The sequence below is a fragment of the Chitinivorax sp. PXF-14 genome, assembly GCF_040812015.1.
Lineage (GTDB): Bacteria > Pseudomonadota > Gammaproteobacteria > Burkholderiales > SCOH01 > JBFNXJ01.
Window position 1 is genome coordinate 40,960 of record NZ_JBFNXJ010000015.1, and the last position, 25,661, is coordinate 66,620.

General features: G+C 61.5%; 24 protein-coding genes and 1 pseudogene. 11 read left to right on the forward strand and 14 right to left on the reverse strand.

Annotated features, from left to right (window positions below; all coding sequences use genetic code 11):
- Positions 1–185: 185 nt before the first annotated feature.
- The 10 genes from nirB (at position 186) to ABWL39_RS16765 (ending at position 10,915) form a co-directional block, all read left to right on the forward strand.
- A complete protein-coding gene (nirB, locus tag ABWL39_RS16720) occupies positions 186–2,636 on the forward strand; it encodes a nitrite reductase large subunit NirB (RefSeq protein WP_367793865.1) in 2,451 nt (816 codons plus the stop codon).
- 135 nt (positions 2,637–2,771) lie between these two features.
- The gene (gene nirD, locus ABWL39_RS16725) at positions 2,772–3,080 is read left to right on the forward strand and encodes a nitrite reductase small subunit NirD (RefSeq protein ID WP_367793867.1); all 309 of its coding nucleotides are present in this window, start codon (positions 2,772–2,774) and stop codon (positions 3,078–3,080) included.
- Positions 3,081–3,169: 89 nt separating this feature from the next.
- Positions 3,170–4,390 (forward strand): nitrate/nitrite transporter, encoded by a 1,221-nt coding sequence (locus ABWL39_RS16730; protein WP_367793870.1) that lies wholly within the window; start codon positions 3,170–3,172, stop codon positions 4,388–4,390.
- A gap of 198 nt (positions 4,391–4,588) precedes the next feature.
- On the forward strand, positions 4,589–5,077 hold the full coding sequence (locus ABWL39_RS16735) for a GNAT family N-acetyltransferase (protein ID WP_367793873.1): 489 nt from the start codon (positions 4,589–4,591) through the stop codon (positions 5,075–5,077).
- Positions 5,074–6,756 carry a protein phosphatase 2C domain-containing protein gene (locus ABWL39_RS16740; RefSeq protein WP_367793876.1) on the forward strand — a complete coding sequence of 561 codons (1,683 nt, stop codon included), beginning with the start codon at positions 5,074–5,076 and terminating at the stop codon, positions 6,754–6,756. Before ABWL39_RS16735 ends, ABWL39_RS16740 begins: the two co-directional genes overlap by 4 nt.
- Before the next feature lie 167 nt (positions 6,757–6,923).
- Positions 6,924–7,742 carry a basic amino acid ABC transporter substrate-binding protein gene (locus tag ABWL39_RS16745; protein WP_367793879.1) on the forward strand — a complete coding sequence of 273 codons (819 nt, stop codon included), beginning with the start codon at positions 6,924–6,926 and terminating at the stop codon, positions 7,740–7,742.
- 3 nt (positions 7,743–7,745) lie between these two features.
- Positions 7,746–8,063, forward strand: coding sequence for a 2Fe-2S iron-sulfur cluster-binding protein (locus ABWL39_RS16750; protein ID WP_367793882.1), 318 nt, complete (start codon positions 7,746–7,748; stop codon positions 8,061–8,063).
- Between the two features lie 278 nt (positions 8,064–8,341).
- Positions 8,342–9,190, forward strand: coding sequence for a basic amino acid ABC transporter substrate-binding protein (locus ABWL39_RS16755; protein ID WP_367793885.1), 849 nt, complete (start codon positions 8,342–8,344; stop codon positions 9,188–9,190).
- 269 nt (positions 9,191–9,459) lie between these two features.
- Entirely contained in the window at positions 9,460–10,206 is a 747-nt protein-coding gene (locus ABWL39_RS16760; protein WP_367793888.1) for an amino acid ABC transporter permease, read from the forward strand.
- Entirely contained in the window at positions 10,193–10,915 is a 723-nt protein-coding gene (locus ABWL39_RS16765; RefSeq protein WP_367793891.1) for an amino acid ABC transporter ATP-binding protein, read from the forward strand. The genes ABWL39_RS16760 and ABWL39_RS16765 overlap by 14 nt, the downstream gene beginning before the upstream one ends.
- Positions 10,916–10,975: 60 nt before the next feature.
- Here ABWL39_RS16765 and ABWL39_RS16770 read toward each other — a convergent pair whose 3' ends face one another.
- Both ABWL39_RS16770 and ABWL39_RS16775 read right to left on the reverse strand, forming a co-directional pair.
- Positions 10,976–11,440 carry a glycine zipper 2TM domain-containing protein gene (locus ABWL39_RS16770; protein WP_367793894.1) on the reverse strand — a complete coding sequence of 155 codons (465 nt, stop codon included), beginning with the start codon at positions 11,438–11,440 and terminating at the stop codon, positions 10,976–10,978.
- A 23-nt stretch (positions 11,441–11,463) separates the two neighbouring features.
- A complete protein-coding gene (locus ABWL39_RS16775) occupies positions 11,464–12,399 on the reverse strand; it encodes a carbohydrate kinase family protein (protein WP_367793897.1) in 936 nt (311 codons plus the stop codon).
- A gap of 75 nt (positions 12,400–12,474) precedes the next feature.
- On the opposite strand from ABWL39_RS16775, the gene ABWL39_RS16780 reads away from it, so the two are divergent.
- On the forward strand, positions 12,475–12,822 hold the full coding sequence (locus ABWL39_RS16780; RefSeq protein ID WP_367793900.1) for a PilZ domain-containing protein: 348 nt from the start codon (positions 12,475–12,477) through the stop codon (positions 12,820–12,822).
- Between the two features lie 65 nt (positions 12,823–12,887).
- On the opposite strand, the gene ABWL39_RS16785 is transcribed toward ABWL39_RS16780, so the two are convergent.
- The 12 genes and pseudogenes from ABWL39_RS16785 to ABWL39_RS16840 form a co-directional block, all read right to left on the reverse strand.
- Positions 12,888–13,568, reverse strand: coding sequence for an OmpA family protein (locus ABWL39_RS16785; RefSeq protein WP_367793904.1), 681 nt, complete (start codon positions 13,566–13,568; stop codon positions 12,888–12,890).
- Positions 13,569–13,575: 7 nt separating this feature from the next.
- Complete coding sequence (locus tag ABWL39_RS16790) at positions 13,576–13,794, reverse strand: hypothetical protein (protein WP_367793907.1); 219 nt, start codon at positions 13,792–13,794, stop codon at positions 13,576–13,578.
- Between the two features lie 78 nt (positions 13,795–13,872).
- Complete coding sequence (locus ABWL39_RS16795; RefSeq protein WP_367793910.1) at positions 13,873–14,499, reverse strand: AAA family ATPase; 627 nt, start codon at positions 14,497–14,499, stop codon at positions 13,873–13,875.
- A pseudogene (locus ABWL39_RS16800) lies at positions 14,381–15,328 on the reverse strand (restriction endonuclease); the annotation flags it as partial. The pseudogene ABWL39_RS16800 and the gene ABWL39_RS16795, both read right to left, overlap by 119 nt.
- 166 nt (positions 15,329–15,494) lie before the next feature.
- Positions 15,495–16,487 (reverse strand): Abi family protein, encoded by a 993-nt coding sequence (locus ABWL39_RS16805; RefSeq protein WP_367793913.1) that lies wholly within the window; start codon positions 16,485–16,487, stop codon positions 15,495–15,497.
- 21 nt (positions 16,488–16,508) lie between these two features.
- Positions 16,509–18,116 carry a type I restriction-modification system subunit M gene (locus ABWL39_RS16810; protein ID WP_367793916.1) on the reverse strand — a complete coding sequence of 536 codons (1,608 nt, stop codon included), beginning with the start codon at positions 18,114–18,116 and terminating at the stop codon, positions 16,509–16,511.
- Positions 18,113–19,297, reverse strand: coding sequence for an AAA family ATPase (locus tag ABWL39_RS16815; RefSeq protein ID WP_367793919.1), 1,185 nt, complete (start codon positions 19,295–19,297; stop codon positions 18,113–18,115). Before ABWL39_RS16815 ends, ABWL39_RS16810 begins: the two co-directional genes overlap by 4 nt.
- Positions 19,294–20,577, reverse strand: coding sequence for a restriction endonuclease subunit S (locus ABWL39_RS16820; protein WP_367793923.1), 1,284 nt, complete (start codon positions 20,575–20,577; stop codon positions 19,294–19,296). The genes ABWL39_RS16815 and ABWL39_RS16820 overlap by 4 nt, the downstream gene beginning before the upstream one ends.
- 13 nt (positions 20,578–20,590) lie before the next feature.
- Positions 20,591–23,587, reverse strand: coding sequence for a type I restriction endonuclease subunit R (locus ABWL39_RS16825; protein WP_367793926.1), 2,997 nt, complete (start codon positions 23,585–23,587; stop codon positions 20,591–20,593).
- Between the two features lie 71 nt (positions 23,588–23,658).
- Entirely contained in the window at positions 23,659–23,850 is a 192-nt protein-coding gene (locus ABWL39_RS16830; RefSeq protein ID WP_089460208.1) for a hypothetical protein, read from the reverse strand.
- Positions 23,851–24,023: 173 nt separating this feature from the next.
- Entirely contained in the window at positions 24,024–25,067 is a 1,044-nt protein-coding gene (locus tag ABWL39_RS16835; RefSeq protein WP_367793930.1) for a hypothetical protein, read from the reverse strand.
- Positions 25,064–25,642 (reverse strand): hypothetical protein, encoded by a 579-nt coding sequence (locus ABWL39_RS16840; protein ID WP_367793933.1) that lies wholly within the window; start codon positions 25,640–25,642, stop codon positions 25,064–25,066. Before ABWL39_RS16840 ends, ABWL39_RS16835 begins: the two co-directional genes overlap by 4 nt.
- Between the last annotated feature and the right edge of the window lie 19 nt (positions 25,643–25,661).

Genomic DNA, 25,661 nt, shown 5'->3' on the forward strand with positions numbered 1-25,661 from the left:
TTCGCGCACCGTAATGCGGCATGGCACAAATGGGGTGCGCCATTTCCTGGTGCGGAAATGGCCATACGTGTAATTCAGCCATTGATAGATCAGCGCTTTTCCGGCTTTTTAACAAGCTGGCACGACCATTGCTTGAAGGACATGCAGAAGACGATGTCTCGATTTTCAGGTTAGTGGAGCAAGCGATGAAAAAACTGAAACTGGTAATGGTCGGCAATGGCATGGCGGGTGTGCGCACCTTGGAAGAGCTGCTGAAGCTCAACGCCGATCTGTATGAGATCACGGTGTTCGGCGCCGAGCCCTATGCCAACTACAACCGCATCCTGCTGTCGCCGGTGCTGGCCGGTGAGCAGACCATCAAGGACATCATGCTGAACGATGTCGACTGGTATGCGGAAAACAACATCACCCTGCACCTGAACAAGAAGGTCGTGAAGATCGATCGTGCGCGCCGCATCGTTTATGCAGAAGACGGCACGGAAGCCGAATACGACCGCCTGATCATGGCCACCGGCTCCAACCCCTTCATCCTGCCGGTGCCGGGCAAGGAGCTCGAAGGCGTGATCACCTTCCGCGACATCTACGACGTAGACAAGATGGTCGATGCCTCGAAGAAGTTCAAGCACGCAGTCGTCATCGGCGGCGGCCTGCTGGGCCTCGAAGCCGCCAACGGCCTCAAGCTGCGCGGCATGAACGTATCCGTCGTGCATATCGCCGAGTGGCTGCTCGAACGCCAGCTCGACAAGACCGCCGCCAAGCTCTTGCAGAAGAACCTCGAAGACAAGGGCCTCAACTTCCTGCTGCAGAAGCAGACCTCGGAACTGGTCGGCGACGAGCACGGCCGCGTCAAGGCAATCCGCTTCAAGGATGGCACCGAAGAGCCGGCCGACCTGGTGGTCATGGCTGTCGGCATCCGCCCCAACGCCGATCTGGCCGAGTCGATCGGCCTGCACGTGAACCGCGGCATCGTCGTCAACGACACGATGCAGACCTTCGATCCCCGCATCTACGCCGTCGGCGAGTGCGTCAATCACCGTGGCGTGGCTTACGGCCTGGTGGCACCGCTGTTCGAAATGGCCAAGGTCGCCGCCAACCACCTGGCGCAGTTCGGCATCGGCCGCTACCAGGGCTCGGTGACCTCGACCAAGCTCAAGGTGACGGGCATCGACCTGTTCTCGGCCGGCAACTTCATGGGTGACGACAGCACCGAGCAGATCACGCTGTCCGACCCGGTCGGCGGCGTCTACAAGAAGCTGGTGATCAAGGGCGACCGGCTGGTCGGTGCCTGCCTGTTCGGCGACACCGCCGACGGCGCGTGGTATTTCAAGCTCGTGCGCGAAGGCCAGAGCATCGCCGAGATCCGCGACCACCTTGCCTTCGGCGAGCGCGACCTGGTCGGCGATGCAGGCCACCAGGGCCAGAATAAGGCCGCCGGCATGCCCGACGACGCCGAGGTATGCGGCTGTAACGGCGTATGCAAGGGCACCATCGTCAAGGCGATCCGCGAGAAGGGCCTGACCTCGGTCGACGAGATCAAGAAGCACACCAAGGCAGCATCGAGCTGCGGCTCCTGCGCCGGCCTGTGCGAGCAGATCCTGATCTCCACCGTCGGCGGTGCGGCCGACCTCAAGCCGAAGTCGGAAAAGGCCATCTGCGGCTGCACCGACCACAACCACGGCAACGTGCGCCGCGCGATCAGGGACAACCACCTGACCAGCATCCCCGAAGTGATGCGCTTCATGAGCTGGCGCACGCCGAACGGCTGCTCGACCTGCCGCCCAGCGCTGAACTACTACCTGATCTCGACCTGGCCGGGCGAGGCGAAGGATGACCCGCAAAGCCGCTTCATCAACGAGCGCGCCCACGCCAACATCCAGAAGGACGGCACCTATTCGGTCGTGCCGCAGATGTTGGGCGGCGTCACCACGCCGGCACAGCTGAAGAAGATCGCCGAGGTCGCCGAGAAATACAACGTACCGACCGTCAAGGTCACCGGCGGCCAGCGTATCGACCTGCTGGGCATCAAGAAGGAAGACCTAGTGCCGATGTGGGCCGACCTCGGCATGCCGTCCGGCTACGCCTACGGCAAGTCGATCCGCACCGTGAAAACCTGCGTCGGCGCCGAGCACTGCCGCTTCGGCACGCAACGCTCGATGGAGATGGGCATCCAGCTCGAAGAGGAGCTGCACAATATGTGGAGCCCGCACAAGGTCAAGCTCGCCGTCTCCGGCTGCCCGCGCAACTGCGCCGAGGCCGGCATCAAGGACGTCGGCGTGATTGGCGTCGATTCCGGCTGGGAGCTGTATGTCGGCGGCAACGGTGGTATCAAGACCGAAGTGGCGCAGTTCTTCATCAAGGTGAAGACCGCCGAGGAAGTCCGCGAGTACACCGGCGCCTTCCTGCAGCTGTACCGCGAAGAGGCGTTCTACCTCGAGCGCACGGTGCACTACCTGCACCGCGTCGGCCTCGATCACGTGAAGAAGATCGTGCTCGACGATGCCGAACAGCGTAAGGCGCTGTACGAACGCCTGCTGTACTCGCTGTCGGTCGAGCAGGACCCCTGGGTCGAGCGCGTCAAGGGCACGGCCAAGCTGGAGTTCATCCCGCTCAAGATCGAGGACAGCGTCCCGGCATAACGGCGCCCTGCCCCGCGCCAAGCCTGGCGGCCACATCCGGCAGGCCGGCGCGGGGAGGCACACGCAACGGCAACATCGCCAAAACAAGACGCGGCGCTGGCCCATCCCCAGCCCGCAGCAGTTGGAGAATATCGCATGACAACCTGGCACAAAGTCTGTTTTCTGACCGAGATCCCGCAACTCGGCGCCCGCGTGGTGCAGCATTCGAGCGGCGACATCGCCGTGTTCCGCAACAGCGAGGATGAAGTCTTCGCGCTGCACGACAAGTGTCCGCACAAGGGCGGCCCGCTGTCGCAAGGCATCGTGCACGGCAAGACCGTCACCTGCCCGCTGCACAGCTGGAACATCGACCTGTGCAAGGGCGAAGCCCTGGCCCCCGACATGGGCTGTACCAATCGCTTCGACACCAAGGTCGAGGACGGCGTGATCTATCTGGCCGTGTAACGCACCGGCCCTCCCCCGACATCGCTGCATCGTGCCCCGCAACGGGGCGCGCGGGGCTGCTTACGCTTGAAAACCCGAAAGGAAACACGATGACCACGCAAAACAAGGGCTTCTGGCAGTCCGGCCACACGCCGACGCTGTTTGCCGCGTTCTTCTATTTCGATCTGTCGTTCATGGTCTGGTACATCCTCGGCCCGCTCGCGGTGCAGATCGCCGGCGACCTCGGCCTCTCGGCCCAGCAGCGCGGCATGATGGTGGCCACGCCCATCCTGTCCGGCGCCCTGCTGCGCATGGCGATGGGCATCACGGTGGACCACCTCGGCCCGAAAAAGGCCGGGCTGATCGGCCAGGCCGTCGTCATGGCCGCCCTCGGCACCGCCTGGTTCTTCGGCATCCACAGCTATGAGCAGGCGCTGATGCTGGGCGTGGCGCTCGGCATGGCCGGTGCGGCCTTCGCCGTCGCGCTGCCGCTGGCCTGCCGCTGGTATCCGCCGCAACACCAGGGCAAGGCCATGGGCATTGCCGGCGCCGGCAACTCGGGCACCGTGCTCGCCGCCCTGTTCGCCCCCACCCTGGCCGGGATGTTCGGCTGGCAGAACGTGTTCGGCTTCGCGGTGCTGCCGCTCGGCCTGGCCTTCATCGTCTACCTGATGCTGGCCAAGGATGCGCCGGAGTGCCCGCCCGCCAAGACCTTCGGCGAATACCTGTCGGTGCTGAAGGACAAGGACAGCTGGTGGTTCATGTTCTTCTACAGCATCACCTTCGGCGGCTTCGTCGGCCTGGCGGGTACCCTGCCCGGCTACTTCCATGACCAGTATGGCCTCGATCCGAAAGTGGCCGGCTTCTACACCGCTGCCTGCGTGTTCGCCGGCTCGCTGTTCCGCCCGCTCGGCGGCGCCATCGCCGACCGCATCGGCGGCATCAAGGCCCTGCTGACCATGTACACGTTCGCCGCAGCCTGCATCGCCGTCGTCGGCATCAACCTGCCGTCGAGCTTCGCCGCGCTGGCCTTCTTCGTCGCCGGCATGCTGGCACTCGGCGCCGGCAACGGCTCGGTGTTCCAGTTGCTGCCGCAGCGCTTCCGCAAGGAGATCGGCGTGATGACCGGGCTGGTCGGCATGGCCGGCGGCATCGGCGGCTTCCTGCTCGCGGCGGGCCTCGGCCTGGCCAAGCAGGCTACCGGCAGCTACCAGATCGGCCTGTGGCTGTTCGCCAGCCTCGGCCTGGTCGCCTGGTTCGGTCTCTCCAGCGTGAAGACCCGCTGGCGCACCACCTGGGGTGCCGCCGCCGTCACCGCCGCCAAGGTGTAACCCGGAACCCGCCAGGCAGCCTGGCGGGTTTTGCAGTATCGCTTCCACTACCTGTAGCATTTGGCGGGGCTTCGGCCCCGCGTTTTTTCCGCAGGCTTATGCGGGCAGCTTGCCACCAGGCCCCCCGCATAAGCCTGCCGACGCCGCCACCATGGCGGCCTCGTGTTCGTGACCATGTTTGCCTACGGAGATCACCGCTTGCGCCCCCACATCGCCATCACCCGAGTCCTGGCCAGCGACGATGGCCCACGCCAGCTGGTGGCCGAGCTCGATACCCACCTCGCCACGCTCTATCCACCCGAGCAGAACTTCCTCACCCCCATCGCGGCGCTGGCGCAGCCCGGCGTGGCCTTCCTGGTCGCCCACATCGAGGGTGAGCTGGCGGGCTGCGGCGCCGTGGTCGAGCAGGATGCAGGCTATGGCGAGCTCAAGCGCATCTATGTGCGCCCCGCATTCCGCGGCCTGGGCGTGGGCAGGCGGCTCGTCGCGGCGCTCGAACAGGCGGCGCTCGAACGCGGCCTGCCCCACCTGAAGCTCGAAACCGGCATCTACCAGCCCGAGGCAATCGCCCTCTACCAGCGTTGCGGTTACACGCATTGCAGCCGCTTTGGCGACTACCCCGACAGCGCATCGAGCGTGTTCATGCACAAGCCGCTGACGGCCGACCTGGCCAGCACCGCGAGATGACGCTCGAACTCGCCATCGGCAGCCATAGCGAGACCGGCCCCAAGCCGCGCAATGAAGACGCGCTGGGCATGGTCACGCCGAGCGGCGAGCTGCTGACCACCAAGGGCATTGCACTGGCGCTGGCGGACGGCGTATCGGGCTGCGAGAACGGCGACGAGGCCGCGCGCACCGTGGTGCGCGGTGTGCTGTCCGACTATTACGCGACACCCGAGACCTGGGAGATCCCGGTCGCGCTCGACAAGCTGCTCACCGCGCTCAACAGCTGGCTGGCGGCGCAGAACGGCGGCGGCCAGCAGCGCTTCGTCTCGACGCTGGCGGTGTTGATCGCACGCGGCCGCCGCTATGTGCTCGGCCATGTCGGCGACACCCGCATCTACCTGCTGCGCGACAAGGCACTCAGGCAGCTGACGCAAGACCACGTGTGGGACCAGCCCGGCATGCATCACGTGCTGAAGCGCGCCGTGGGGCTGGACGACGCGATCGTCGTCGATTTCAGCGAGGGCGAGCTGCGCGCGGGCGACGTCTTCCTGCTGGCCACCGATGGCGTGTGGGAGCCGCTCGGCGAGCTGCGCCTGCACGAGCTGCTGGAGCTGCACGACGACCCGCAGCGCGCGGCGGAGGCGATCTGCCAGGCGGCCCTCGTGGCCGGCGGCCAGGACAACGCCAGTTGCCAGGTAGCCCGCGTCAGCCGCCTGCCGAGCGAGGCGCTGCGCGACAACCTGGCGCTTGCCACGCAACTGCCGCTGCCCAGCAAGCTCAAGCCTGGCCAGCACTGCGACGATTTCGTGATCGAATCGTTGCTGCACGAGTCGCGCGCGACCCGGCTGTACAAGGTCAGCCATTCCCCGAACGGCAAGCCCTATGTGCTGAAGACGTTAGGCCCGCTGCTCGCGAGCGACGAGGAGGCGCAGACGGCGCTGCTGACCGAGGAATGGCTGGGCAAGAAGCTCGCCGCCCATTATTTCCCGCAGGTGCTGCCGCTCGACAACCGCAGCAGCCTGTATTACGTGATGAGCTGGCACGCCGGACAGACCCTCGCGGCCCGCCTCGAGGCCGGGCAGCACTTCAGCGCACCCGAGGTGGCGGGCATCGGCATCCGCCTCGCCAAGGCACTGGGCGTGCTGCACCGGCTCAATATCCTGCATCGCGACATCAAGCTCGACAACCTGCTGCTAACCGACGACGACAAGCTCAAGGTGCTCGACCTTGGCGTCGCACTGTGCCCCGGCCTGACGCCCGATGCCACCAACAGCAATCCCGGCACGCCCAGCTACATGGCGCCGGAACTGTTCAACGGCGCTGGCGCCACGCCGCAGTCCGACCTGTACGCCGCCGGGGTGAGCCTCTACCGCCTGCTGACCAGCCACTATCCCTACGGCGAGATCGAGCCGTTCCAGCACCCGCGCTTCGGCGAGCCGGTGCCGCCCACGCGCTACCGCCCCGATATTCCGCCGTGGCTCGAGAACTGCCTGCTCAAGGCGGTTGCCCGCGAAGCCCCGGCGCGTTTCGAAACCGCCGAGGAGCTGCTGGTGGCGCTGGAGCGCGGCGAGCACCAATCCGTCTTCACGCACCGCCGCACCCCGCTGATCGAGCGCGACCCGCTCTTGACCTGGCAAGCCGTAGCTGGCGTCTCGATCGTGTTCAATCTGCTGTTGCTGTACATCCTGCTGGCCCGCTAAAGTGTGGCCCGCCCGGCGTTTATGCGCCGATGGCCTAACATAAGTAGGGTATGACGGCAGTCCACGACATGAGCCGGCCCCATCGTATCGATGGCAAGGCGCTTGCCCGGCTGATCGCTACACCCAATAAAAACGCCCCATTCAGGGGCATTGGATCAGGAGTAGGTATGAAAACATGCAACAAGGGGCTGCTCGTCGGCCTGATCGCCACGGCACTCTTGGTCGGCTGCGGCAAGAAGGAAGAAGCCCCGGCCACCCAGCCGCAAGCCGCCACCACAGGCGCCCCGGCGCCCGCCCACAAGAATGAGATCATCGTCGCCACCGAGGCCGCCTTCGAGCCCTTCGAGTGGATCAACGACAAGAAAGAGCTGGTCGGCTTCGACATCGACCTGGTCAAGGCCATCGCCGCGAATCAGGGCCTGACGGTGAAATTCACGAACATGCCGTTCGAATCGACGTTCACCGCGGTACGCGAAGGCAAGGTCGACATGGTGGCCGCCGCCATCACCATCACCGACGACCGCCGCCAGACGCTGGATTTCTCCGAGCCCTACTTCAACGGCGGCCTGGCCATCGCCACGGCAACGGACAGCGTGAAGTCGCTCGACAGCCTGAAGAAGGTCAAGGTCGGCGTGCAGGAAGCCACCACGGCCGAGAGTCTGATGACCAAGCTGATGGGCGGCACGAGCCCCAACATCTTCGGCTACAAGGACACCGACAAGGCTTTCGATGCCCTGCTCAAGGGCGACATCAAGGCGGTGCTCGCCGATAACTGGGTCGTCGGCAAATTCGCGCAGAGCCATGCCGACAAGGGGATGAAGATGGTGAGCGACCCGGCGATCCCGGTCGAGCCCTCGGGTTTCGTGTTCAAGCAGGGCAACGCCGAGCTCGCCGCCAAGATCAACGCCGGCCTCAAGGCGATCAAGGACGACGGCAGCTATGCCAAGATCCACGCACAGTACTTTGGCACGACACCGCAACAGTAAGCGATGCCCAGCGTCACCTTCCTCGGCGGCCCGATGGCCGCCGAGGTCACCTCTGGCTACGAGCCCGACGGCCTGACCACGGTGCTCGACCTGGCCCGCCTCGACGATCTGCCCATCTACTGGCACTGCGGCCTGGGTACCTGCGGCACCTGTGCAGCACGCGTCACGGTCCTCGACGGCGAGCCGCGTGCGATGAGCAACAAGGAGCGCAATGTGCTGCTGCGCGCCGGCAAGCCGGTCGACGTACTACCCGATCAAGCCAGCTGGCGCCTGACCTGTGGCTACGTGCTGAGTGGCGAGACGCTGCGCGTCGAGTGGTGAGCCCGTTCTGACACCGGGCTCGCCCGCATCGTTTGCATCGCGGCAGCTGTTTTCCTCAAGCCGACCCGGCAATGATGCACCGCCACTGTCACCGGGCGGAGGTGCTGCCGCGACAGGGCGGGTATCGTAAAGCTGGCCCGATTCGTGCACGCATTGACGTCAGCGTCGCGGCCGCCCGCGCGATTGGCATCGGGCGAAACGCTGCGCTATAGTGGCTGGATTAGGCCTGAGCGCCTAAAAAAGACAACACCCAAACTCGATCCAGGGAGATTCAAACAATGAAGCTATCCAACAAATTGCTCGCCGCCCTGCTGGCCGGCGCCGTCGCCCTCGCCGCCTGCGGCAAGAAGGAAGAACCGGCTCCCGCGCCGGCCCCGGCACCTGCCGCCCAGGCACCGGCCGAGCCCGCCAAGCCCGCGGCAAAAGAGCTCGTGGTCGGCACCGATGCAGCCTACGCGCCGTTCGAATCCGAGAACGAGAACAAGGAAATCGTCGGCTTCGATATCGACGTGGTGAAGGCCATTGCCGACAAGGCCGGCATCAAGGTCAAGTTCATCAACACCCCGTGGGAAGGCATCTTCAAGACGCTGGAACAGGGTGACCGCGACTTCCTCGTCTCGGCGATCACCATCACCGACGAGCGCAAGCAGACCATGGACTTCTCCGAGCCCTATTTCGAAGCCAAGCAGCTGATCGCCGTCGGCAAGGACAGCAAGATCAAGAAGTTCGACGACCTGAAGAAGCTCAAGGTCGGCGTACAGACCGGCACCACCGGCGACGAAGTCGTACAGAAGCTGCAGGGCAAGACCAGCGCCAACATCAAGCGCTTCGAATCGACCCCGCTCGCGCTGAAGGAACTGGAAGCTGGCGGTGTTGACGCCGTGGTGGCCGACAACGGCGTCGTCATCAACTATGTGAAGAACAACTCGCAAGCCTTCCGCACCGTTGAAGACGCCAGCTTCGCCAAGGAGTACTACGGCCTTGCCGTGAAGAAGGGTAATGCCGACCTGGTTGCCAAGCTTAGCGATGGCCTGAAGAAGATCAAGGAAGACGGCACCTACGACAAGATCTACGCGCAATACTTCGGCGAAGCCAAGCCGGCAGCCGCTGAACAGCCGAAGCAGTAAGCAACGGCAGGCAAGCACAAAAACGCGGCCCACGGGCCGCGTTTTTCTTGGTGGCTGTGTCAACCCAGCCAGCTGGCCGTGCGCTATTCTGTATCTATCTGTCGCATGGGCTATACGTCACCCCTTGCAAGTTGCGTAAACTCGCAGTGGCGAAAGGCCCTGAATATATTTTATTATCCGCCGCTTGGCTGACGGATCGGGCCACCGGCCGGCACAGACGCACCCCCTCACCGCATCGCTAGACATCGGCTCTCAGCACAAGGAGCAATATGGATTTCCGCTGGCATATCCTGCAAGAGTACGCACCGCTCTTCGTGCAGGGCATCAAGATGACCCTGCTGGTCACCATCATCGGCGTCGTCATCGGCACGGTGCTCGGCCTCTTGACCGGCATGGCCAGGCTGGGGCAGGTCAAGCACGGCCCCTGGAAGTATGTCGTCAAGTTCGCCATCCGCCTGCCGGCTACCGCCTATGTCACGTTCTTCCGTGGCACCCCGCTATTCGTACAGATCCTGCTGATCCACTTCGCGCTGATGCCGACGCTGATCCACCCGGTCAACGGCCTGCTGATCACCGGCGACTTCGCGCGCGAAATCAAGCAGGACTACGGCGCCTTCCTGTCCGGCATCGTCGCGCTGTCGCTCAATGCGGGCGCCTACATCTCGGAAATCTTCCGCGCCGGCATCCAGTCGCTCGACAAGGGGCAGACCGAAGCCTCGCGCAGCCTGGGCATGAACTACTGGCAGACCATGTACCACGTGGTGATCCCGCAGGCCTTCCGCCGCATGCTGCCGCCGCTTGGCAACGAGGCGATCATGCTGCTCAAGGATTCCTCGCTGGTGTCCGCCATCGGCCTCGCCGAGCTGGCCTATGCCGCGCGCACCGTGGCGGGCGCCTATTCGCGCTACTGGGAGCCCTATCTGACGATTTCCTTCATCTATCTGGTCATGACGCTGGGCATGTCCGCATTCGTTTCCCACCTGGAAAAGAGGTACGGCAAAGGTGATTCACGTTAAATCGTTGCAAAAGGCCTACGGCCATACCCAGGTGCTGCGCGGTATCGATTGCGACATCGCGGCGAAAGAGGTGGTGTGTGTCATCGGCCCCTCGGGCTCGGGCAAGAGTACCTTCCTGCGCTGCATCAACGCGCTGGAGGAGCTGACCAGCGGCGAGATCATCGTCGACGGCATGTCGGTGCACGACCAGAAGACGGACATCAACAAGCTGCGCGAAGAAGTCGGCATGGTGTTCCAGCGCTTCAACCTGTTCCCGCACATGACGGTGCTCGACAACATCTGCCTCGCGCCGATGCAGGTGCGCAAGAAATCGCGCGCAGAAGCCGAAGCGCAAGCCAAGGAGCTGCTCGTCAAGGTGGGCCTGTCCAACAAGGCTGACGCCTATCCCAACCAGCTCTCCGGCGGCCAGCAGCAACGCGTGGCCATCGCCCGCGCGCTGGCGATGAAACCGAAGATCATGCTGTTCGACGAGCCGACCTCGGCGCTCGACCCGGAAATGGTCGGCGAAGTGCTCGATGTCATGAAGAGCTTGGCACAGGAAGGTATGACCATGGTCATCGTCACCCACGAGATGGGCTTCGCGCGCGAAGTCGCCGACCGTGTGTTCTTCATCGATCAGGGCATCATCATGGAACAGGGCGATCCGGCACAGATTTTCAGCGCGCCGCGCAACGACCGCACCCGCGACTTCCTGTCCAAGGTGCTGTAATCCAACACCCCCAAACAAAAACAGCGCCGATTGGCGCTGTTTTTGTTTGGGGGCTCAGGCCTATTCCCGCGTGACCCGCGTCGACCCGCCACGCGACAGCAATCTGACCGCATCGCCCACCTTGAGGTCATCGTTCGGCGACGCCTCCTGCACTACGGCGATCTCGCGGCCATCATTCAGCCTGACGGTGATTTCGACGCCCTGCTTCTTGCCGACTTCCTTTTCGATAGCGTTGCCAGCCAGGCCACCAATGATGACACCCGCAATGGCGCCTGCCGTGCTGCCGCGGCCCCGACCCATCTCGCTGCCGGCGATACCGCCCAGCGCCGCGCCACCCAGCGCGCCGATCGGCGTGGCATCGCTCTCGAGCACCACGGGCCGCAGACCGGTAATCGTGCCATGGCGCACCGTCTGCTCGACACGCGCATCGTCACGCGTATAGGTATCGCCACTGAGCTTGCTCGCGCACGCACCCAAGGTCAGCATACTGGCGCACAACAACATCGAAACGACGGGCTTCATCATTGCATCACTCCCTGAGCGGGCAGTTACCAGAGCCGCTCTCCGAATTGTTCAAGATACATGGCCGCGATGGCGCCGCGGTCGAACACATGATTCTGGGCGCCACGGCGGGCGATCTTCAAGGCGCCGAGCAGTGCCGCCAGCCGGCCCGTCTTGAGCCAGCCCAGGCTATGCATGATGCCGTACATCAGGCCGGCACGGTATGCGTCGCCACAGCCGGTCGGGTCCACCACGGCTTCCGCTTGGACGCAGGGAATATCGAGGCGTTCACCGTCAGCATAAATCTGCGACCCTTCGCCGCCGCGCGTGACGATCAGTGCGCGCACCTTGCCGGCGATCGCATCAAGCGTCAGGCCGGTGCGCTCCTGCAACAGCTGCGCCTCATAGTCGTTGACAGCAACGTAGTCCGCCAGTTCGATGAAGGCAAGCAGCTCTTCGCCATTGAACATCGGCATGCCCTGGCCCGGGTCGAAAATGAACGGGATGCCCGCCGCCTTGAATTCGCGGGCATGCTGCAACATGCCATCTCGCCCGTCAGGTGCCACAATGCCCAGGCTCACCTGCTTTGCATCGGCAACCCGGTTGAGGTGCGACTGTGTCATCGCCCCCGGATGGAAGGCCGTGATCTGGTTGTCGTCGAGATCCGTAGTGATGAATGCCTGCGCGGTAAAGCTCTGCGGCACGCGCTGGATGTGCTGCTGGGCGATCCCCAGCGATTCGAGCCTGGCCTGGTAGGGGGCAAAATCGTCGCCGACCGTCGCCATGACCAGCGGCGAGCCGCCGAGCAGCTTCAGGTTGTAGGCGATGTTGCCGGCACAGCCACCGAACTCACGGCGCATCTCCGGCACCAGGAACGACACATTGAGCATGTGCACCTTCTCCGGCAGGATGTGATGCCGGAAACGATCTTGGAACACCATGATGGTGTCGAAGGCCATGGAACCGCAAATCAACGCATGCATTCTGATATCCTGAATCGGTTAACTGGAGCGGATTCTAGCACGCGGCCGTGGGTGCCACACGGCCAGGGGAAGGACATGGAGCATCGCCTGCAATCACGCGCCCACCTCAAGACCTGGGTGCGCGTCATCCCGCCTGCCGGCCACGGCCTGCTGGGCAATATCGAAGATATTTCCACCGGCGGCCTGGGGGTTCTGCACGACCGCCCCATGCCGATCGATACCGAATGCAACGTCTATTTCATGCTGCCGCTGGGTGCATTCGAGACCATCGTTCAGGCACGCTGCCGGATCGCGGCCTGCCATCAACAGGATGCGGCATGCTTCCACATCGGGCTGCAATTTCTCGATTTCGTGACGGACACGCGCGAAGCTCAGGACGCCATACACCGCTTTCAGCATCAACTACAGACTGCCGGCCGGTAACGATCAAAAAAGCGCAACAAAAAGGCCGGATCGACTCCGGCCTTTTCAACACCCAGCAATACCGCTCACCCCTGCACGACGGGGACGATCAGCACCTCGACACGGCGGTTCAGCGCGCGCCCCTGCTCGCTATCGTTGCTCGTGCGCGGCTCCGACTCACCCTTACCGTAGGCAGTCAGCCGCTCGGGATGCACCCGCTGCCCCTCGAGGTATTGCTCGACAGCCTGGGCACGGCGGTTGGACAGATCCATATTGCTCGCATCCGAACCGACGCTGTCGGTATGGCCGACGATGGTCAACGAAGTCTTGCCATAACGGTTCACCACATCGGCGATCCTGTTCAGCGTCGGCATGAATCCACTCTTGATCGCGGTGGAATTGGTGTCGAACGCAGTCGCCCCGGTCATCGTCACGCGCAGGACATGGTCCGGCAACCTGTCGATGTCGATCGCACCCACCTCGCGCTCACCGGCCAGCACCTTTTCCAGATCCTTGCGCTGGTTATCCATATAGCTTCCCACGGCGACACCCGCCAGCCCGCCACCAACCGCACCGATCAAGGCCCCCTTGCCGCGGTTTCGGTGGTTGATCGCCGCGCCGGCCAAGGCCCCCCCCACCGAGCCGACAATCGCGCCGGTTTCAGCATTGGTCAACGGCCGCGAACGCCCGTACTCGTCCGTTGCACAGGCACTGATCGCCAACGCAACCAACAAGCCGAGGGCAATACCGCTGTTTACTTTCTTCATGCGACGCCTAGACGTTGAACCAGAAGATCATTGGCAAGTATTTGATTTGCCTTTGGTTCGCCTGCGTGCTGCAAAAAATGTACTCCGATTTGTACTCAATCGTGCGGCGGCTGAGTACGCCGGGGCAGTCTGCGGGCACGAGCTGCGCGTTGACCTGATCAACTACGCGTTCGCGCATGGCTTTTTCGCGCATGGCTTTAATGGTGCCAGCACTTTGTGGATTCATGCTCGCGACTTTGCACTCAGCGGCAGAGGGTACGCTGAAACGCTCACAGACGTACGGGGCGTTCAACTCTTGGGGCCGCTATGCCAAGAACCCCATGGGCTTCCTAGTTGAGGCGACTTGGTCTGGCAGGTCGCCGACGCGGATGTGATCCCGCTCCTCCCGCGCAGCACGTCCCAGCGCGCGCTTCAACGCCAGCCCCACGGTTCTCGGCGGCAAGTTCTTCAGCTTGTCCACCACCTGCTCGTCCAGCGTTGGAGCAAAACCTGACCCCCAAGGGCTCTCGGCCCGCATACGGCCATACATCTGTCGAGCGATGTGGGCCACCTGCGCTGGCGTAGGGGCCTGCACGTGCAGCACCGTCATGCGCGACAGCAGCGGCGCCGGGATGCCTTCGGTGCTATTGGCCGTGGCGATCCAGTTCACGTGGCCGGCATCGATGGCGAAATCGCGGATCGAGAGGTCGATGAAGTCTCGCGCGCTGCGAGGTTCCAAAAGGGTGTAGAGCGCCGCGAGTGGGTCGTACTGACGTTGCTGGTCGGTCTTGTCGAGCTCGTCCAGCACGATCACCGGATTGGCCAGCGGCTGGTAGTTGTTCGAGCAGTTCCTTCTGGGTCCAAAGCCGCAGCCGAAAGAATTGGGAGGCCAGTTCTTTCTGCACGTTGCCCTTGAAGCCACCCCAGGCCACGAAGAGACCCTGATCAGCATTGAACTTGGTCATGGCTCCCAGCAGTTTGTCCACCGGCTCGCGGCCAATCGGCGAGTCCTCAGACTTCACCTCCACGCACAGACGCGGCGCGGAAAACCCCAAGGGGCCAGAGCCTGCAAGGATGTCAGCACCGCCGTCTGCTCCCTCCGGGCTGCGATAGGTGGTGTAGCCCTGTGCTTTCAGGATGCCCTCAACCAGTCGGGTCAAGCCGTGCCCCTTGAAGCGAGCAGAAACCAGAGCGGCGATCTGGTCGCGTGCCAACTCGTCCAGGTCGGCATCTGCGGCCTCGACATCGGCGGTCGTTGCCGTCGCTGCCTTGGCAGGCGCTGCAAGCGTTTCTGCCTTCCAACCCTGGGCGCGCATGGCCGCGATGCGCTGCTCGGCGTTGTTGCGCTGGATACGGCAGATGGTGAGAAACGCCCCGAAGGAAAACAACAGGTCCTTGCCAAAGTGCGTGCGGGGGATGGCTTCGCCGATCCACTTCACAGCTCGCCAGTGGAAGAAGGGGTTCGGACCAGCCGTCTCGGCGTGGTAGTCCCCCGTGATCTCACCGATGTAGACCGCAGGCTGCGTCTTCAGGGGCAACACCACGAGGTCGCCCCTCTGCATCTCGTGGGTGAAGGGCCAGACCTGACTGACCCAATTCAGCACAGCCTTGGGCTTGGCCTCAGGGTAGCGCTGGGTCATTTCAGCGGTCAACTCGCCTCGCTGCTGCAGCTTGGACAGATCCAGGTTCAGCTCATCCCAGGTCACATAGACCCTACCTTCCTGGATGAACTTCTGTTCGTATTCGCCGTGAGATCCCGCGCAAATCAACCAAATTGCCATCTTTTCCTCCCTAATTTCGCGCTTTCCTAGTCCTTGGCGCACGTCTGCGGACAAGTGCGGACGTTGACGGTACCGGCCCGGTAGCCTAGAATTTGTAGCAACACGGCCCCTCTCGGTGACTCTGCTTCGGCAGAGAAGCTGCTGAGGGGTTTTTTATTGCCTGTGTTCACCAGTCTGCCTCCCACCCACCAGGGGCGCCCATGCCCGCCAGGTTCAGGCCGAGGTGAGAGAGATCGGGGAAGGCGAGCAGATGCGCTTTCATCCGATCAGGCCAGCTCGACCGAGGATTGACCACGCCCAGCAGATGTCGGGTGATCTTCAAGAGCAAGAAGCAGCGTGCCCGCGCGTGCGCATCGGTCTCAAACGATGTGGCCCAAGCCTGCTCTGCAGACGACGGCAGCTTCGGCTGATCGACGATGTTCCGATTCCAGAGACGGCTGTGGTGCGCACAGACATTGCGCAGATAATTCAGGCTTCGCAGCCAAGTCGCGAACACCCGGCCGTTGCTCACGCCGTACTGGCTGGCAATCGCGTCTTGCTCGGCCTCGCGAAGGCCGTTGAACAGCGTCGAAAGCGTGCCGAAGTCCCACACCTCGCAGGCCACCCAGATCGCCAGTGGTAGGCCATATTTCGTCCGGTTGTGCCGAACGAATTCTTCCCTGGATCGGCCGATCAACTGGGCATGCTTGCCCAGCCACTCGTGGTGCCGGGTGACGCCGGAATCCTTGTCCAACTTGACGCTGAACTCGTCGTGGAAGAGCTCGGGCTTGAGGTAGGCAAAGCGGTCAAGTTGCCCAAGGGTGTGGGACACGTCCACGCGCAGCGCGACTTCGATGCGTTCCAGCGCGTCCATGACCAGCAGCCGAAGCTGCTTGTCAAACACGTACAGGTCCACCGCATTCTGGAAGGTGGTCCCAGCCCGGAAGGCATCGAGTGCGATGCGCTCTTCGCGAACCTTCTTCGGCTTGCGACCGTGCTCATCGAGCAGGCATAAAGGCTCGCTGCGCTCGCGAAACGCGAACCAGTAGCCGCTGAGGCGGTAGTAGCCAATGCGCTCCAGGTAGTCCAGCGCCCGAGCTCGGTCGGTGACGACCATGCCCCGGCCGATCAACTGGTCCAGTTGATCGGCATAGCTCTTCCAGGGTTTGGGATAGCTCACGCGGTCGGCCTTTCCGGGGAGTCAGGGCAGCAATGGCAGCCCCAGCTCCTTGAGGAACTCGTTGTGCTGCTGTGTGGCGGTCTTGATCTTCTGATCCAAGGTGACCAACTCCGCATGCACCTTCGCCAAATCGATCTCTTCTTCGTCCTCCGCAGTGCTCACGTAGCGCGAGATGTTCAGGTTGAAATCGTTCTTCTCGATTTCTTCCATACTTACCCGACGCGAGTAGCGCTGCTCTTCCTTGCGGAACTGGTAGGTGCCGATGATCTTGTTGATGTGCTCAGGCTGGAGCACGTTCTGCCGCTTGGCCTTGTCGTACTCCTCGGCGGCATTGATGAACAGCACGTCGTCCGGCTTCTTGCACTTCTTCAGCACCAGGATGCAGACCGGGATACCCGTGGAGAAGAACAGGTTGGCGGGCAGGCCAATCACCGTGTCGATGTGTCCGTCCTTGATCAGCTTGGTGCGGATGCGGGCCTCGGCGCCACCCCGGAACAATACCCCGTGCGGCAGGATGATGGCCATCACGCCGTCCTGCTTCAAGAAGTGGAAGCCATGCAGCAGGAACGCGAAGTCCGCTGCCGACTTGGGCGCCAGACCATAGTTCTTGAAGCGCATGTCTTCGCTTAGCGATTCCGAGGGCTCCCAGCGGTAGCTGAACGGTGGGTTGGCCACCACCGCATCAAACTTTGGAATCTTGGCCGGATTGGTCTCGCGCAGGGCATCCCATTCATTGAGCAGGGTGTCGCCGTGAAAGATGTCGAACTCCGAATCCTTCACCCCGTGCAGCAGCATGTTCATGCGCGCCAGGTTGTAGGTGGTGATGTTCTTCTCCTGCCCATGAATCTTGCCGATGCCATGCGGCCCCATGCGGTGGCGCACGTTCAGCAGCAGCGAGCCCGAGCCGCAAGCAAAGTCGAGCACGCTGTCCAGATGCGAGCGCTGGCCCGTCGCAGGCTCTTGCCCGTCCAGCGTGACGATGGCCGACAGGATGGTAGAGATGGGTTGTGGGGTGTAGAACTCGCCCGCCTTCTTGCCCGAGCCTGCTGCGAACTGGCCGATCAGGTACTCATAGGCATCGCCCAGCGTGTCGCTGTCGGTCGAGAACTGGCGCAGGCCCTTGGCGATTTCGGCAATGATCTTGCACAGACGCGCATTGCGTTCTTTAAGCGTCTTCCCCAGCTTTTCGGAGGCGAGGTTGATTTCCGAAAACAAACCTTTGAATGTGCTAGCAAAGGACTCCGTTTCGATGTGTTTAAAGCCCGATTGCAGCGTTGTGAGCAGATCATCATCTTGAATCCGAGCCATCTCCACAATGTTGTCCCAAAGATAGGGCGGCTCAATCACGTAATGCACTTTGCGGCGCATCTGCTTCTCAAACTCAGGCACATCGGCCGCGTTGTCGGCGTACCAAAACGACAGCGGGCTCAGCCGATCTTCTGGGAGCAGTTTCGGATATTCACTCCCCAGTTCCTTTTTCGCTGCGGTTTCATAGTTATCCGAAAGATAACGGAGAAACAGAAAAGCCAGCATGTAGTCGCGGAAGTCATCCGCGTTCATGGCGCCGCGCAGTTGGTCGGCAATTGCCCAGAGGGTCTTGCCCAGTTTTTGTTTTTCGAGATCGGTCATGGGTTACCTACTGGCCCAGCAGCCGGTGCAGGCTGGGGGAGCAAATCGGGGTTAAACGGGTAGCGATTAAGGAAGCCATCCAGAATCGTCTTGAAGTGCTCCTTGTTCTCGTCCCCCATTGGCACGGGCTCGAACAAGGAATAGTCGCCGTGGCTCAGGATGTTGATAAGCCGCGCATGCAGCACGCCTTCCGGGTCGTCAGCATCGTCAGTCGGGATGCAGGCCGAGAACTTCGAGAAGCCATGAAAGCTCGCAGACTTCTCCAGCACCGAACGCAGCATGTTGAAGTGGTAGGTGTACAGCTCGCCCGACTGGGCCGCCTGGTACAGGTCCGTCAGCACCGCCACGTGGTGGAAAAATGGAGTCGCCCCGGTATAGGCCAGGGCGTATGAGCCATCCGTTTTGGATCGCGATAAGAAGTGGGCCGACACCTTCTTTGAAGTGCGCACACCCAGCTCGTTGTGCATCACATTGAAGAACAGGGGATGGTGCGACGAGATCACTACCTTCAGCGGGTTGTCCGCCTTGTTCAACAACTGCACCAAGTGGTTACCCACCGAGATGGCATTGTGCTCATCGAGCGATGAAATCGGGTCGTCGATGTAGACGTATTTCACCCAGCGGTAGGACTCGATCTCCGGGTCCATCGCCAGCCGCATGACGGCGAGGAAGAAGCACCATACGAAGAGGTTCTCTTCGCCGCGCGACACCTTGATGTTGTCGATGACCTCCCCGTTCACCATGCGCGAGAACCGCACCGCCCATTCCTGGGTGTCGATACGGAAATCAAAGTCCGCGTAACGCTGTAGCAATGGCCGGATTCGGTTGTCCATCTCCAGTTCCGCCAAACCGGCGAAGAAGCGCGAATCAGCGTTCAGCGTCAGCCTGCGGTCGCTGTCACCCTCTAGGTCGTTGTCCCAGTGGAAGAGGTCTTCGGTGAAGGCGTTGAAGTAAAGCGTATCACCTACGGTCTCTGTGATTGTCAGGGGCTGCCCCACATGATCACCGACTGAAAGGGGACGCTGGATCGTCTTTTTGCCTGCATCCTTGAAAGCCATCGACAGCCGTGTTTTGCCAGTGCCGTTGTAGGCATACAGGACGATGGTTTTCTTGTTCTCCAGTTCTGTGCGCAGATGGGTGACTAGCGCTGGCAGATCGGCGAAAGTCTGCCCCGGTTTCATTCCTGTACCTCTTCAAGCGCTGGGAATAGCTGTTGCACTAAGCCCTTCTTGTGGGCTCTGAGCGCATCGACTCTTTTCGCCTGTGCGGTAATTCGCAAGTCGAGAGAAGCCAGACAATCGGCAATCATCTTTTGCTCAGGCAATGTTGGCAGAGCTAGTTTCATGTCAACAAAAAACGGAAGCCCTATGGTTTTGATGGTGCTTCCGGTGGCAACCCTCTCGAATAGCGGCTTCTTATGTTGTAGCGAGTAATAAAGGAACCAGTTGTAAAGCCTGTCCGGCTTGCAGGTCCACACGATGAAGTGCTGACTCACCGCCATATCTGAACCCATGACGGCGCTCTTTCCAACGCCTGCGTCTCGACTCAGGAGCACTGACCCCGCCGGATGCAAGACAGCGGATGAGTTTTCAATGCCAGCAGCTGAAATTTCCGTTTCCGTTTCCTCAATGAGGCCAGCATCGAGGCGCTTGGAATCGGCGAGTGACACCCACTTGATGCCGCCGCCATAGTATTCAGGGTGTGCTTTGCTCGGTGTATGTCCTGAGCCGCGCTTTGCCAAGTCCTCCAGGCGGTTTTCTTTCCAATCCTTTGCATTTCGAAATTCGGGGAATCGTAAGCGCGGAACGGTCTCATCCTCAACAGGCATGAGACTTTTCATCAAGCCTTGCTTTTGTGCCTTGAGGGTTTCGAGCTTCTGGCTTTCTGCTGCGATAAGTTCATCAAGGGACGACAGGCAATCAGAGATCTTCTGTTCTTCCTTTGGTGTGGAGACGGGGACTGGCAAGCCCATAAAGGCATCGCTTGTGATACTTATGCGGTCATGTCTTGCCCCGGTACTTGACGCCTGGCGCATGTAATGATGCCAATGCGTTGATTTAAAATAATGGGCAAAGAAATCGTTGTTAGGGTTATTAAACCGAAAGACTGTGTATAGGGGCGACATGACGCCGACGCCAATATTGTTTTTGGAAATTGGTCCGACTGGCGCGTTCGCGGAAATGCGCGGGTTATAAACATAATCCCCTTTTTCCACAATGTAATAACCGTCAAGATTTCCCTGATTGGCAATGTCCTTCTCGAAGTAGTCACGCTGATCCATCACGCCAAACTCTGCGGAATTGGTCAGTACGCGTACGTGCTCGACCACAGTATTTTTGACAGTGCGGCGCTTTGCTAACGTGCCCATAGGCTCTAACTTCCATACGGCAGCATCCCGGAACTCCGGAAACCTTAGCTTGGGCACCAGTGCCGACTTTGCTTTATTGTTGACTTCGCTCATCGCGCTTTCGCCTTCACTGCTCATAAGCACTCAGCCCGGAAATCTCTTGCCCTTGCGCCAGTTTGTGTAGCAGCGGCGTCAGTTCTTCCATCAACGCCAGTTCCTTCTGCGTGCGGGCCTTCCAGCCCAGGTCCAGCGGCGCCATCAGCTCGCTCAGCGCTTCGCCATCAAAGATGCGGCGGCGCAGCACGCCATCGACGAAGCCTTGCAGCGCATCGGCCCCCAGGCCATGGCGTTGTGCCATCTCGGACAGCGCCCGGCTCTTCTTCTCCGCCTTGAAGCGATCAAAGCCTTGGCGAATGGCGTCTTCGTCCAGGGCCTGGCCCACGGGCAAGCCGCGGATGTATTCGGCGATGTCGTCGCGGTCGTCGATGAACTTGGCATCGGCCTGGATCAGGCCGATGAGCTGCTCGCGGTTCAAGGTCAGCTTGCCGGGCTTCTGCTGAGTCATCCGGGCAATCAGGCCCATGATGTAGTCGTAGTCGATTACCGCCGAGGCGAAGAGCACGAACTCGAAATCGAGCTGCTGCACTTCGGGCGGGGTTTGGTCGCGGTCTTGCAGGGCCTTCAAGCGCTTGGCGGTTTCCAGGTACACGCCCTTGAGGCCCAGCATCTGGTCAGGCGGCGCAATCTGGGTGATCTGCGCTTTCTGTTCTTCCGAAAGGTCGGTGTACTGATCCAGCTGCGTCTTGAGGCGCTGCATTTCCTTGAAAAGGTTGACGAACTGGCTGCGCGCGGCATCGCCCTTCAGGTTGGCAACGTCTTCTGGGGCGTTCGTCAGCCCTTGTGACTGCATGAAGTCCTCCAGCTGTTGCGTGGCGGCTTGTAAGGTGTCGATTACCTTGGGTGCTGGGTCAACCAGCCAGATTTCGCGCGGGTTGTCGGTCTTCTCGCCCGAGAACAGCGCGATGGCCTCTTCCACAGGCTTTTGCTGCTGGCGGAAGTCGAGCACATTGCCGTAGGGCTTGCTGTCGTTCAAGACGCGGTTGGTGCGCGAGAACGCCTGGATCAGGCCGTGGTACTTGAGGTTCTTGTCCACGTACAGGGTGTTCAGGTACTTAGAGTCGAAGCCAGTAAGTAGCATGTCCACCACGATGGTAATGTCGATCTTCTGGCCATGCGGCAGATCGGCATTGGGGTACTGCTGGTCCTTGATTCGCTTCTGCACGTCCTGGTAGTACAGGTCGAACTCGGCGATGCGGTGGTTGGTGCCAAAGCGCGCGTTGTAGTCGGCCATGATGCGCGTGAGCGCGGCTTTCTTGCCTTCCGGGTCCTGCTGGTTGTCGGCCTTCTCCTGTGGCAGGTCTTCCTGAATCTGCTGCACATCCTTGTTGCCGTCGGCGGGGGGAGAGAACACACAGGCCACGTTCAGTGGAACGAAGCCGTAATCCTCGGCCTGCTTTTTTTCCTGCAGCTCCTTGAAAGCCTCGAAGTATTCGATGGCGTCATTGATGCTGGCGGTGGCCAGCACGGCATTGAACTTGCGCCCGTTGGTGGCGGCATCGTGCTTGGTCAGGATGGTCTCGATGACCTTGGCTTTCGGCAGCCCCTCGCCCGGCTTGGGCGGCTTCTTTCCCTCGGGCTTGAAGAAGTCGATGTGGAACTTCAAGACGTTCTGGTCTTCAATGGCGTGTGTGATCGTGTACTCGTGAAGGCAGCGCTGGAACAGGTCGTCCGTGGTGCGGTAGCTAGCCTGCTGGCCTTCTATCTGCACTGCAGTGGCGTTCTCTTTGAAGATCGGAGTGCCGGTGAAGCCGAACAACTGAGCATTCGGGAAGAACTCCTTGATGGCCTTGTGGTTGTCGCCGAACTGCGAGCGGTGGCACTCATCGAAGATGAACACCACGCGCTGTTCCCGCAGGGGCTCCAGACGCTGCTTGTAGGTCTCCCGGCCCTGCTTTTCCTTCTGCTTGTTGCGCTTGCTGTTCTCGTCCAGCGCCAGGCCGAGCTTCTGGATGGTGGTGACGATCACCTTGTCGGCGTAGTCGTCAGACAGCAGGCGGCGCACCAGCGCCTCGGTGTTGGTGTTCTCTTCGACGCAGCCTTCCTGGAACCGGTTGAATTCTTCGCGTGTCTGCCGATCCAGGTCCTTGCGGTCAACCACGAACAGGCACTTGTCGATGTCCGGGTTGTCTTTGAGCAGGGTGGACGCCTTGAACGAGGTCAGGGTCTTGCCCGAGCCGGTGGTGTGCCAGATGTAGCCGTTGCCGCAGTTCTGGTGGATGCACTCCACGATGGCTTTGACGGCATAGATTTGGTACGGCCGCATCATCAGCAGCTTCTGCTCGCTGGCGACCAGCACCATGTAGCGGCTGATCATCTGGCCTAGGGTGCACTTGGCCAGGAACTTCTCGGCGAAGCTATCGAGCTGGGTGACCTTCTTGTTGTCCTCGCTGGCGAACTGGTAGACCGGCAAGAAGCGCTCATCGGCATTGAAACTGAAGTGCCGGGCGTTGTTGTTGGCGAAGTACCAGGTGTCTGTGCGGTTGCTGACGATGAAGAGCTGCAAGAAGCACAGCAGCGTCTTGCCATAGCCGTTGCCGGGGTCGCCCTTGTAATCGACGATCTGCTGCATGGCGCGGCGCGGGCTGACCGCCAGCGTCTTCAGCTCAATCTGCACCACTGGCACGCCGTTGATGAGCAGCATCACGTCGTAGCGGTGATGGCTGTTGTCGGTGTTCATGCGCAGCTGGTTGACGACCTCGAAGTCGTTCTTGCACCAGTCCCGAATGTTCACCAGGGTGTAGTTCAGCGGTGTGCCGTCGTCGCGCTCGAAGGCGTTGATGCTGCGCAGCGTTTGGGCCGCGTTGTAGACGTCGGGCGTGATGATGCTGTCCAACAGGCGTTGGAACTCGCTGTCGGTCAACCGCACCCGGTTGAGCGCTTCGAACTTGGCGCGGAAGTTGGCTTCCAGCACAGCTCGGTCGCGAATGTCAGGGCGGTAGGTGTATTTGAGGTCACCGAGCTTGGCGATCAGGTCAAGCTCGATTTGGTGTTCTGTGGTCGTCATGAATCTGTTCCTGCCGTCATGGATGTGTGTGGTTTGCGGTCAGGCGGCTCCCTGTGGCTAGAGTGGCCACGTCAAGCGCTCGCCTTGGCCGGTTCTCCGTTCGGGCGGTCCAGTCTCAAGTCATGGCTGCGCGCGTACTCCAACACCAAAATTTCGATCATCGACGCCACCGAGCGACGCTCGCGATCAGCCGCCAAGCGCAAAAGCTGCTTGATCTCGGCGGAGGTGCGGATGGAAAGGGTTTCGTCCTTCAGGCGTGACATGGCAACGTCTCGTCAATGGTGTCTGGTAAATGTACTGCCTTTGCATGCAATAGCGCAATGCAATGTTGCACCATGCCCATCGCAGTGGCAGGTGCTCGCAAATCACGGCAGGAAGTCCAAGCAGAAATGGGGCAATGACTGGCGTCATTGCCCCATTCGTCGTTCGCGTTCCCTCATTCCATTGGGGGTGCGAGCACGTCCGGACGGAGGCGTACTTGCAAGGCCTTGAGCGGCAAATCTGCCTCGATGAGTACTGGACGCAAAGTATGTCCGCTGCGAGCTTGATGCGCCGTGCCGTAATGACGCCGCGTTTTGGCGCTTCGGTGGCCAAGACCACGACTGGTGGCATCGCCGTCGCCCGACGCCTTCACATCTGCGCTCCATTGGTGGCGGAAGCAGGTGGCGGTGATGGCGTGGCCATGTTTAGGCCAAAGCGCGCTTGCAAGGCGTTGAACCTCCGCCGTGAAGTTGCCCGCCTTGGCGACATGGATGTGCAGTTTTCTGTCGGGTAGTGGGCTGAGCCGCTTCACCAGCGCAGCCACCAGCGGATGGGTGTCCTCAGCGGCGTAGGCCATGAAGCGGTAGCGTTGCCCCTGTTGGGCCTTAACCTTGATTCCCTGCACGTAAAGACAGAGGGTCTCGATGCCGAGCGCGTCGTCGTGCTGCAGCCAAGCAGTGATGCCTTTGACAACTTCACCGGGCCTTGCACCGGTCAGCGCTGACGCCAGAAGTGCTTCGGCATATTTGCCAGTGGCGCCACGCTCATACAAGTCTTCTCGCCAGGTCGGCGGCAGCCCTTTCAACGCCTGCCGTTTGCTCCGGCGCTTGCGACGTGGCTGGGTCATCCCCTGCTCGTTCAGGGTAACTAGGGCATGCAGCTGCTCGTGTAGGTGAGGTAGCACATCAGCCAAGCGATGCCAGTCCAGCCCCTGCGAGACCGAGCGCACATCCAGGCGCTCGCTCACCAGCCGTCGGCAGTAGAACCGCAGTGCGGCAAGCCGCTTGTGGAAGGTTCTGGGGCTATGAGTGGCTTGCACAGCGCCTGCCAAGCCGCCTGGGGTGAAAGATGCACGATCCAGGAGTACATGGGCCATACGCAGGTATTCGGCCTCTGTGCGGCTGGATCGGCCAGTTGAAGGCGCCTGCGGCAATGCCTTAGGCAGCATGACCAAGCACTCGCGGGCGATGATGTTCAAGCGGTCGGCATCGACGTTCATGGTCGAATGCCTTTGGCGAGATCTTCGAAGATGACGGCGGAGACTTCCCGCAGTTTTCCCTCCCGGAGTGCACTGAGCAAATTGCCTCTCCCGAGTGGTGCATACCCATGCCTGGGTTCGCCAGCCGTGTTCTCCGGCCTTCCTCGCCTGCGAGGCGCGCCCAGCGACTTGGCGGCTTGCTCTAGCCATCGCAGGTCTTGCCAATGCAACATGCGCTCGGCGTCTCGCGGCCCCCAGGGCTCGCCAGAGAGTTCATGTGCTTGATCGATTTCGTAACGCTCGTGGCCGTCCAGGTCACCAATGAAGGCTTGGTGCGCAGCTCGTTGCTCGCTCTCCAGAACGTGCAATTCGCTCAGGTTGAGGCCTTCCATCGCAAAGCGAAGTTGCTGCGCGGCTTGGGCAATCGCTTCAAAGCGCCTGCGCCTGTTCTCGGCGTCTTGGGCCTGATGCCTCAGTTGCATGTAGCGCTGTGCAAGGTCCGATGCCGCCGCTGTGAATGCTTGGCGCCGTGCTGAGTCTGCGTCACTGTCGTGTTGGCTCTGCCGTGGAAAATGCGCTTCGATCACCTTTGCCAAGTGCCTAAGCGCAGCGGTG

Bases quoted from the DNA above. Each gene is read 5' to 3' on its own strand.
- nirB (WP_367793865.1), top strand. From the start codon at position 186: ATGAAAAAACTGAAACTGGTAATGGTCGGCAATGGCATGGCGGGTGTG.
- nirD (WP_367793867.1), top strand. From the start codon at position 2,772: ATGACAACCTGGCACAAAGTCTGTTTTCTGACCGAGATCCCGCAACTC.
- ABWL39_RS16730 (WP_367793870.1), top strand. From the start codon at position 3,170: ATGACCACGCAAAACAAGGGCTTCTGGCAGTCCGGCCACACGCCGACG.
- ABWL39_RS16740 (WP_367793876.1), top strand. From the start codon at position 5,074: ATGACGCTCGAACTCGCCATCGGCAGCCATAGCGAGACCGGCCCCAAG.
- ABWL39_RS16745 (WP_367793879.1), top strand. From the start codon at position 6,924: ATGAAAACATGCAACAAGGGGCTGCTCGTCGGCCTGATCGCCACGGCA.
- ABWL39_RS16750 (WP_367793882.1), top strand. From the start codon at position 7,746: ATGCCCAGCGTCACCTTCCTCGGCGGCCCGATGGCCGCCGAGGTCACC.
- ABWL39_RS16755 (WP_367793885.1), top strand. From the start codon at position 8,342: ATGAAGCTATCCAACAAATTGCTCGCCGCCCTGCTGGCCGGCGCCGTC.
- ABWL39_RS16760 (WP_367793888.1), top strand. From the start codon at position 9,460: ATGGATTTCCGCTGGCATATCCTGCAAGAGTACGCACCGCTCTTCGTG.
- ABWL39_RS16770 (WP_367793894.1), bottom strand. From the start codon at position 11,440: ATGATGAAGCCCGTCGTTTCGATGTTGTTGTGCGCCAGTATGCTGACC.
- ABWL39_RS16775 (WP_367793897.1), bottom strand. From the start codon at position 12,399: ATGCATGCGTTGATTTGCGGTTCCATGGCCTTCGACACCATCATGGTG.
- ABWL39_RS16780 (WP_367793900.1), top strand. From the start codon at position 12,475: ATGGAGCATCGCCTGCAATCACGCGCCCACCTCAAGACCTGGGTGCGC.
- ABWL39_RS16785 (WP_367793904.1), bottom strand. From the start codon at position 13,568: ATGAAGAAAGTAAACAGCGGTATTGCCCTCGGCTTGTTGGTTGCGTTG.
- ABWL39_RS16790 (WP_367793907.1), bottom strand. From the start codon at position 13,794: ATGAATCCACAAAGTGCTGGCACCATTAAAGCCATGCGCGAAAAAGCC.
- ABWL39_RS16795 (WP_367793910.1), bottom strand. From the start codon at position 14,499: ATGCTGATCAGGGTCTCTTCGTGGCCTGGGGTGGCTTCAAGGGCAACG.
- ABWL39_RS16810 (WP_367793916.1), bottom strand. From the start codon at position 18,116: ATGACCGATCTCGAAAAACAAAAACTGGGCAAGACCCTCTGGGCAATT.
- ABWL39_RS16815 (WP_367793919.1), bottom strand. From the start codon at position 19,297: ATGAAACCGGGGCAGACTTTCGCCGATCTGCCAGCGCTAGTCACCCAT.
- ABWL39_RS16820 (WP_367793923.1), bottom strand. From the start codon at position 20,577: ATGAGCGAAGTCAACAATAAAGCAAAGTCGGCACTGGTGCCCAAGCTA.
- ABWL39_RS16825 (WP_367793926.1), bottom strand. From the start codon at position 23,587: ATGACGACCACAGAACACCAAATCGAGCTTGACCTGATCGCCAAGCTC.
- ABWL39_RS16830 (WP_089460208.1), bottom strand. From the start codon at position 23,850: ATGTCACGCCTGAAGGACGAAACCCTTTCCATCCGCACCTCCGCCGAG.
- ABWL39_RS16835 (WP_367793930.1), bottom strand. From the start codon at position 25,067: ATGAACGTCGATGCCGACCGCTTGAACATCATCGCCCGCGAGTGCTTG.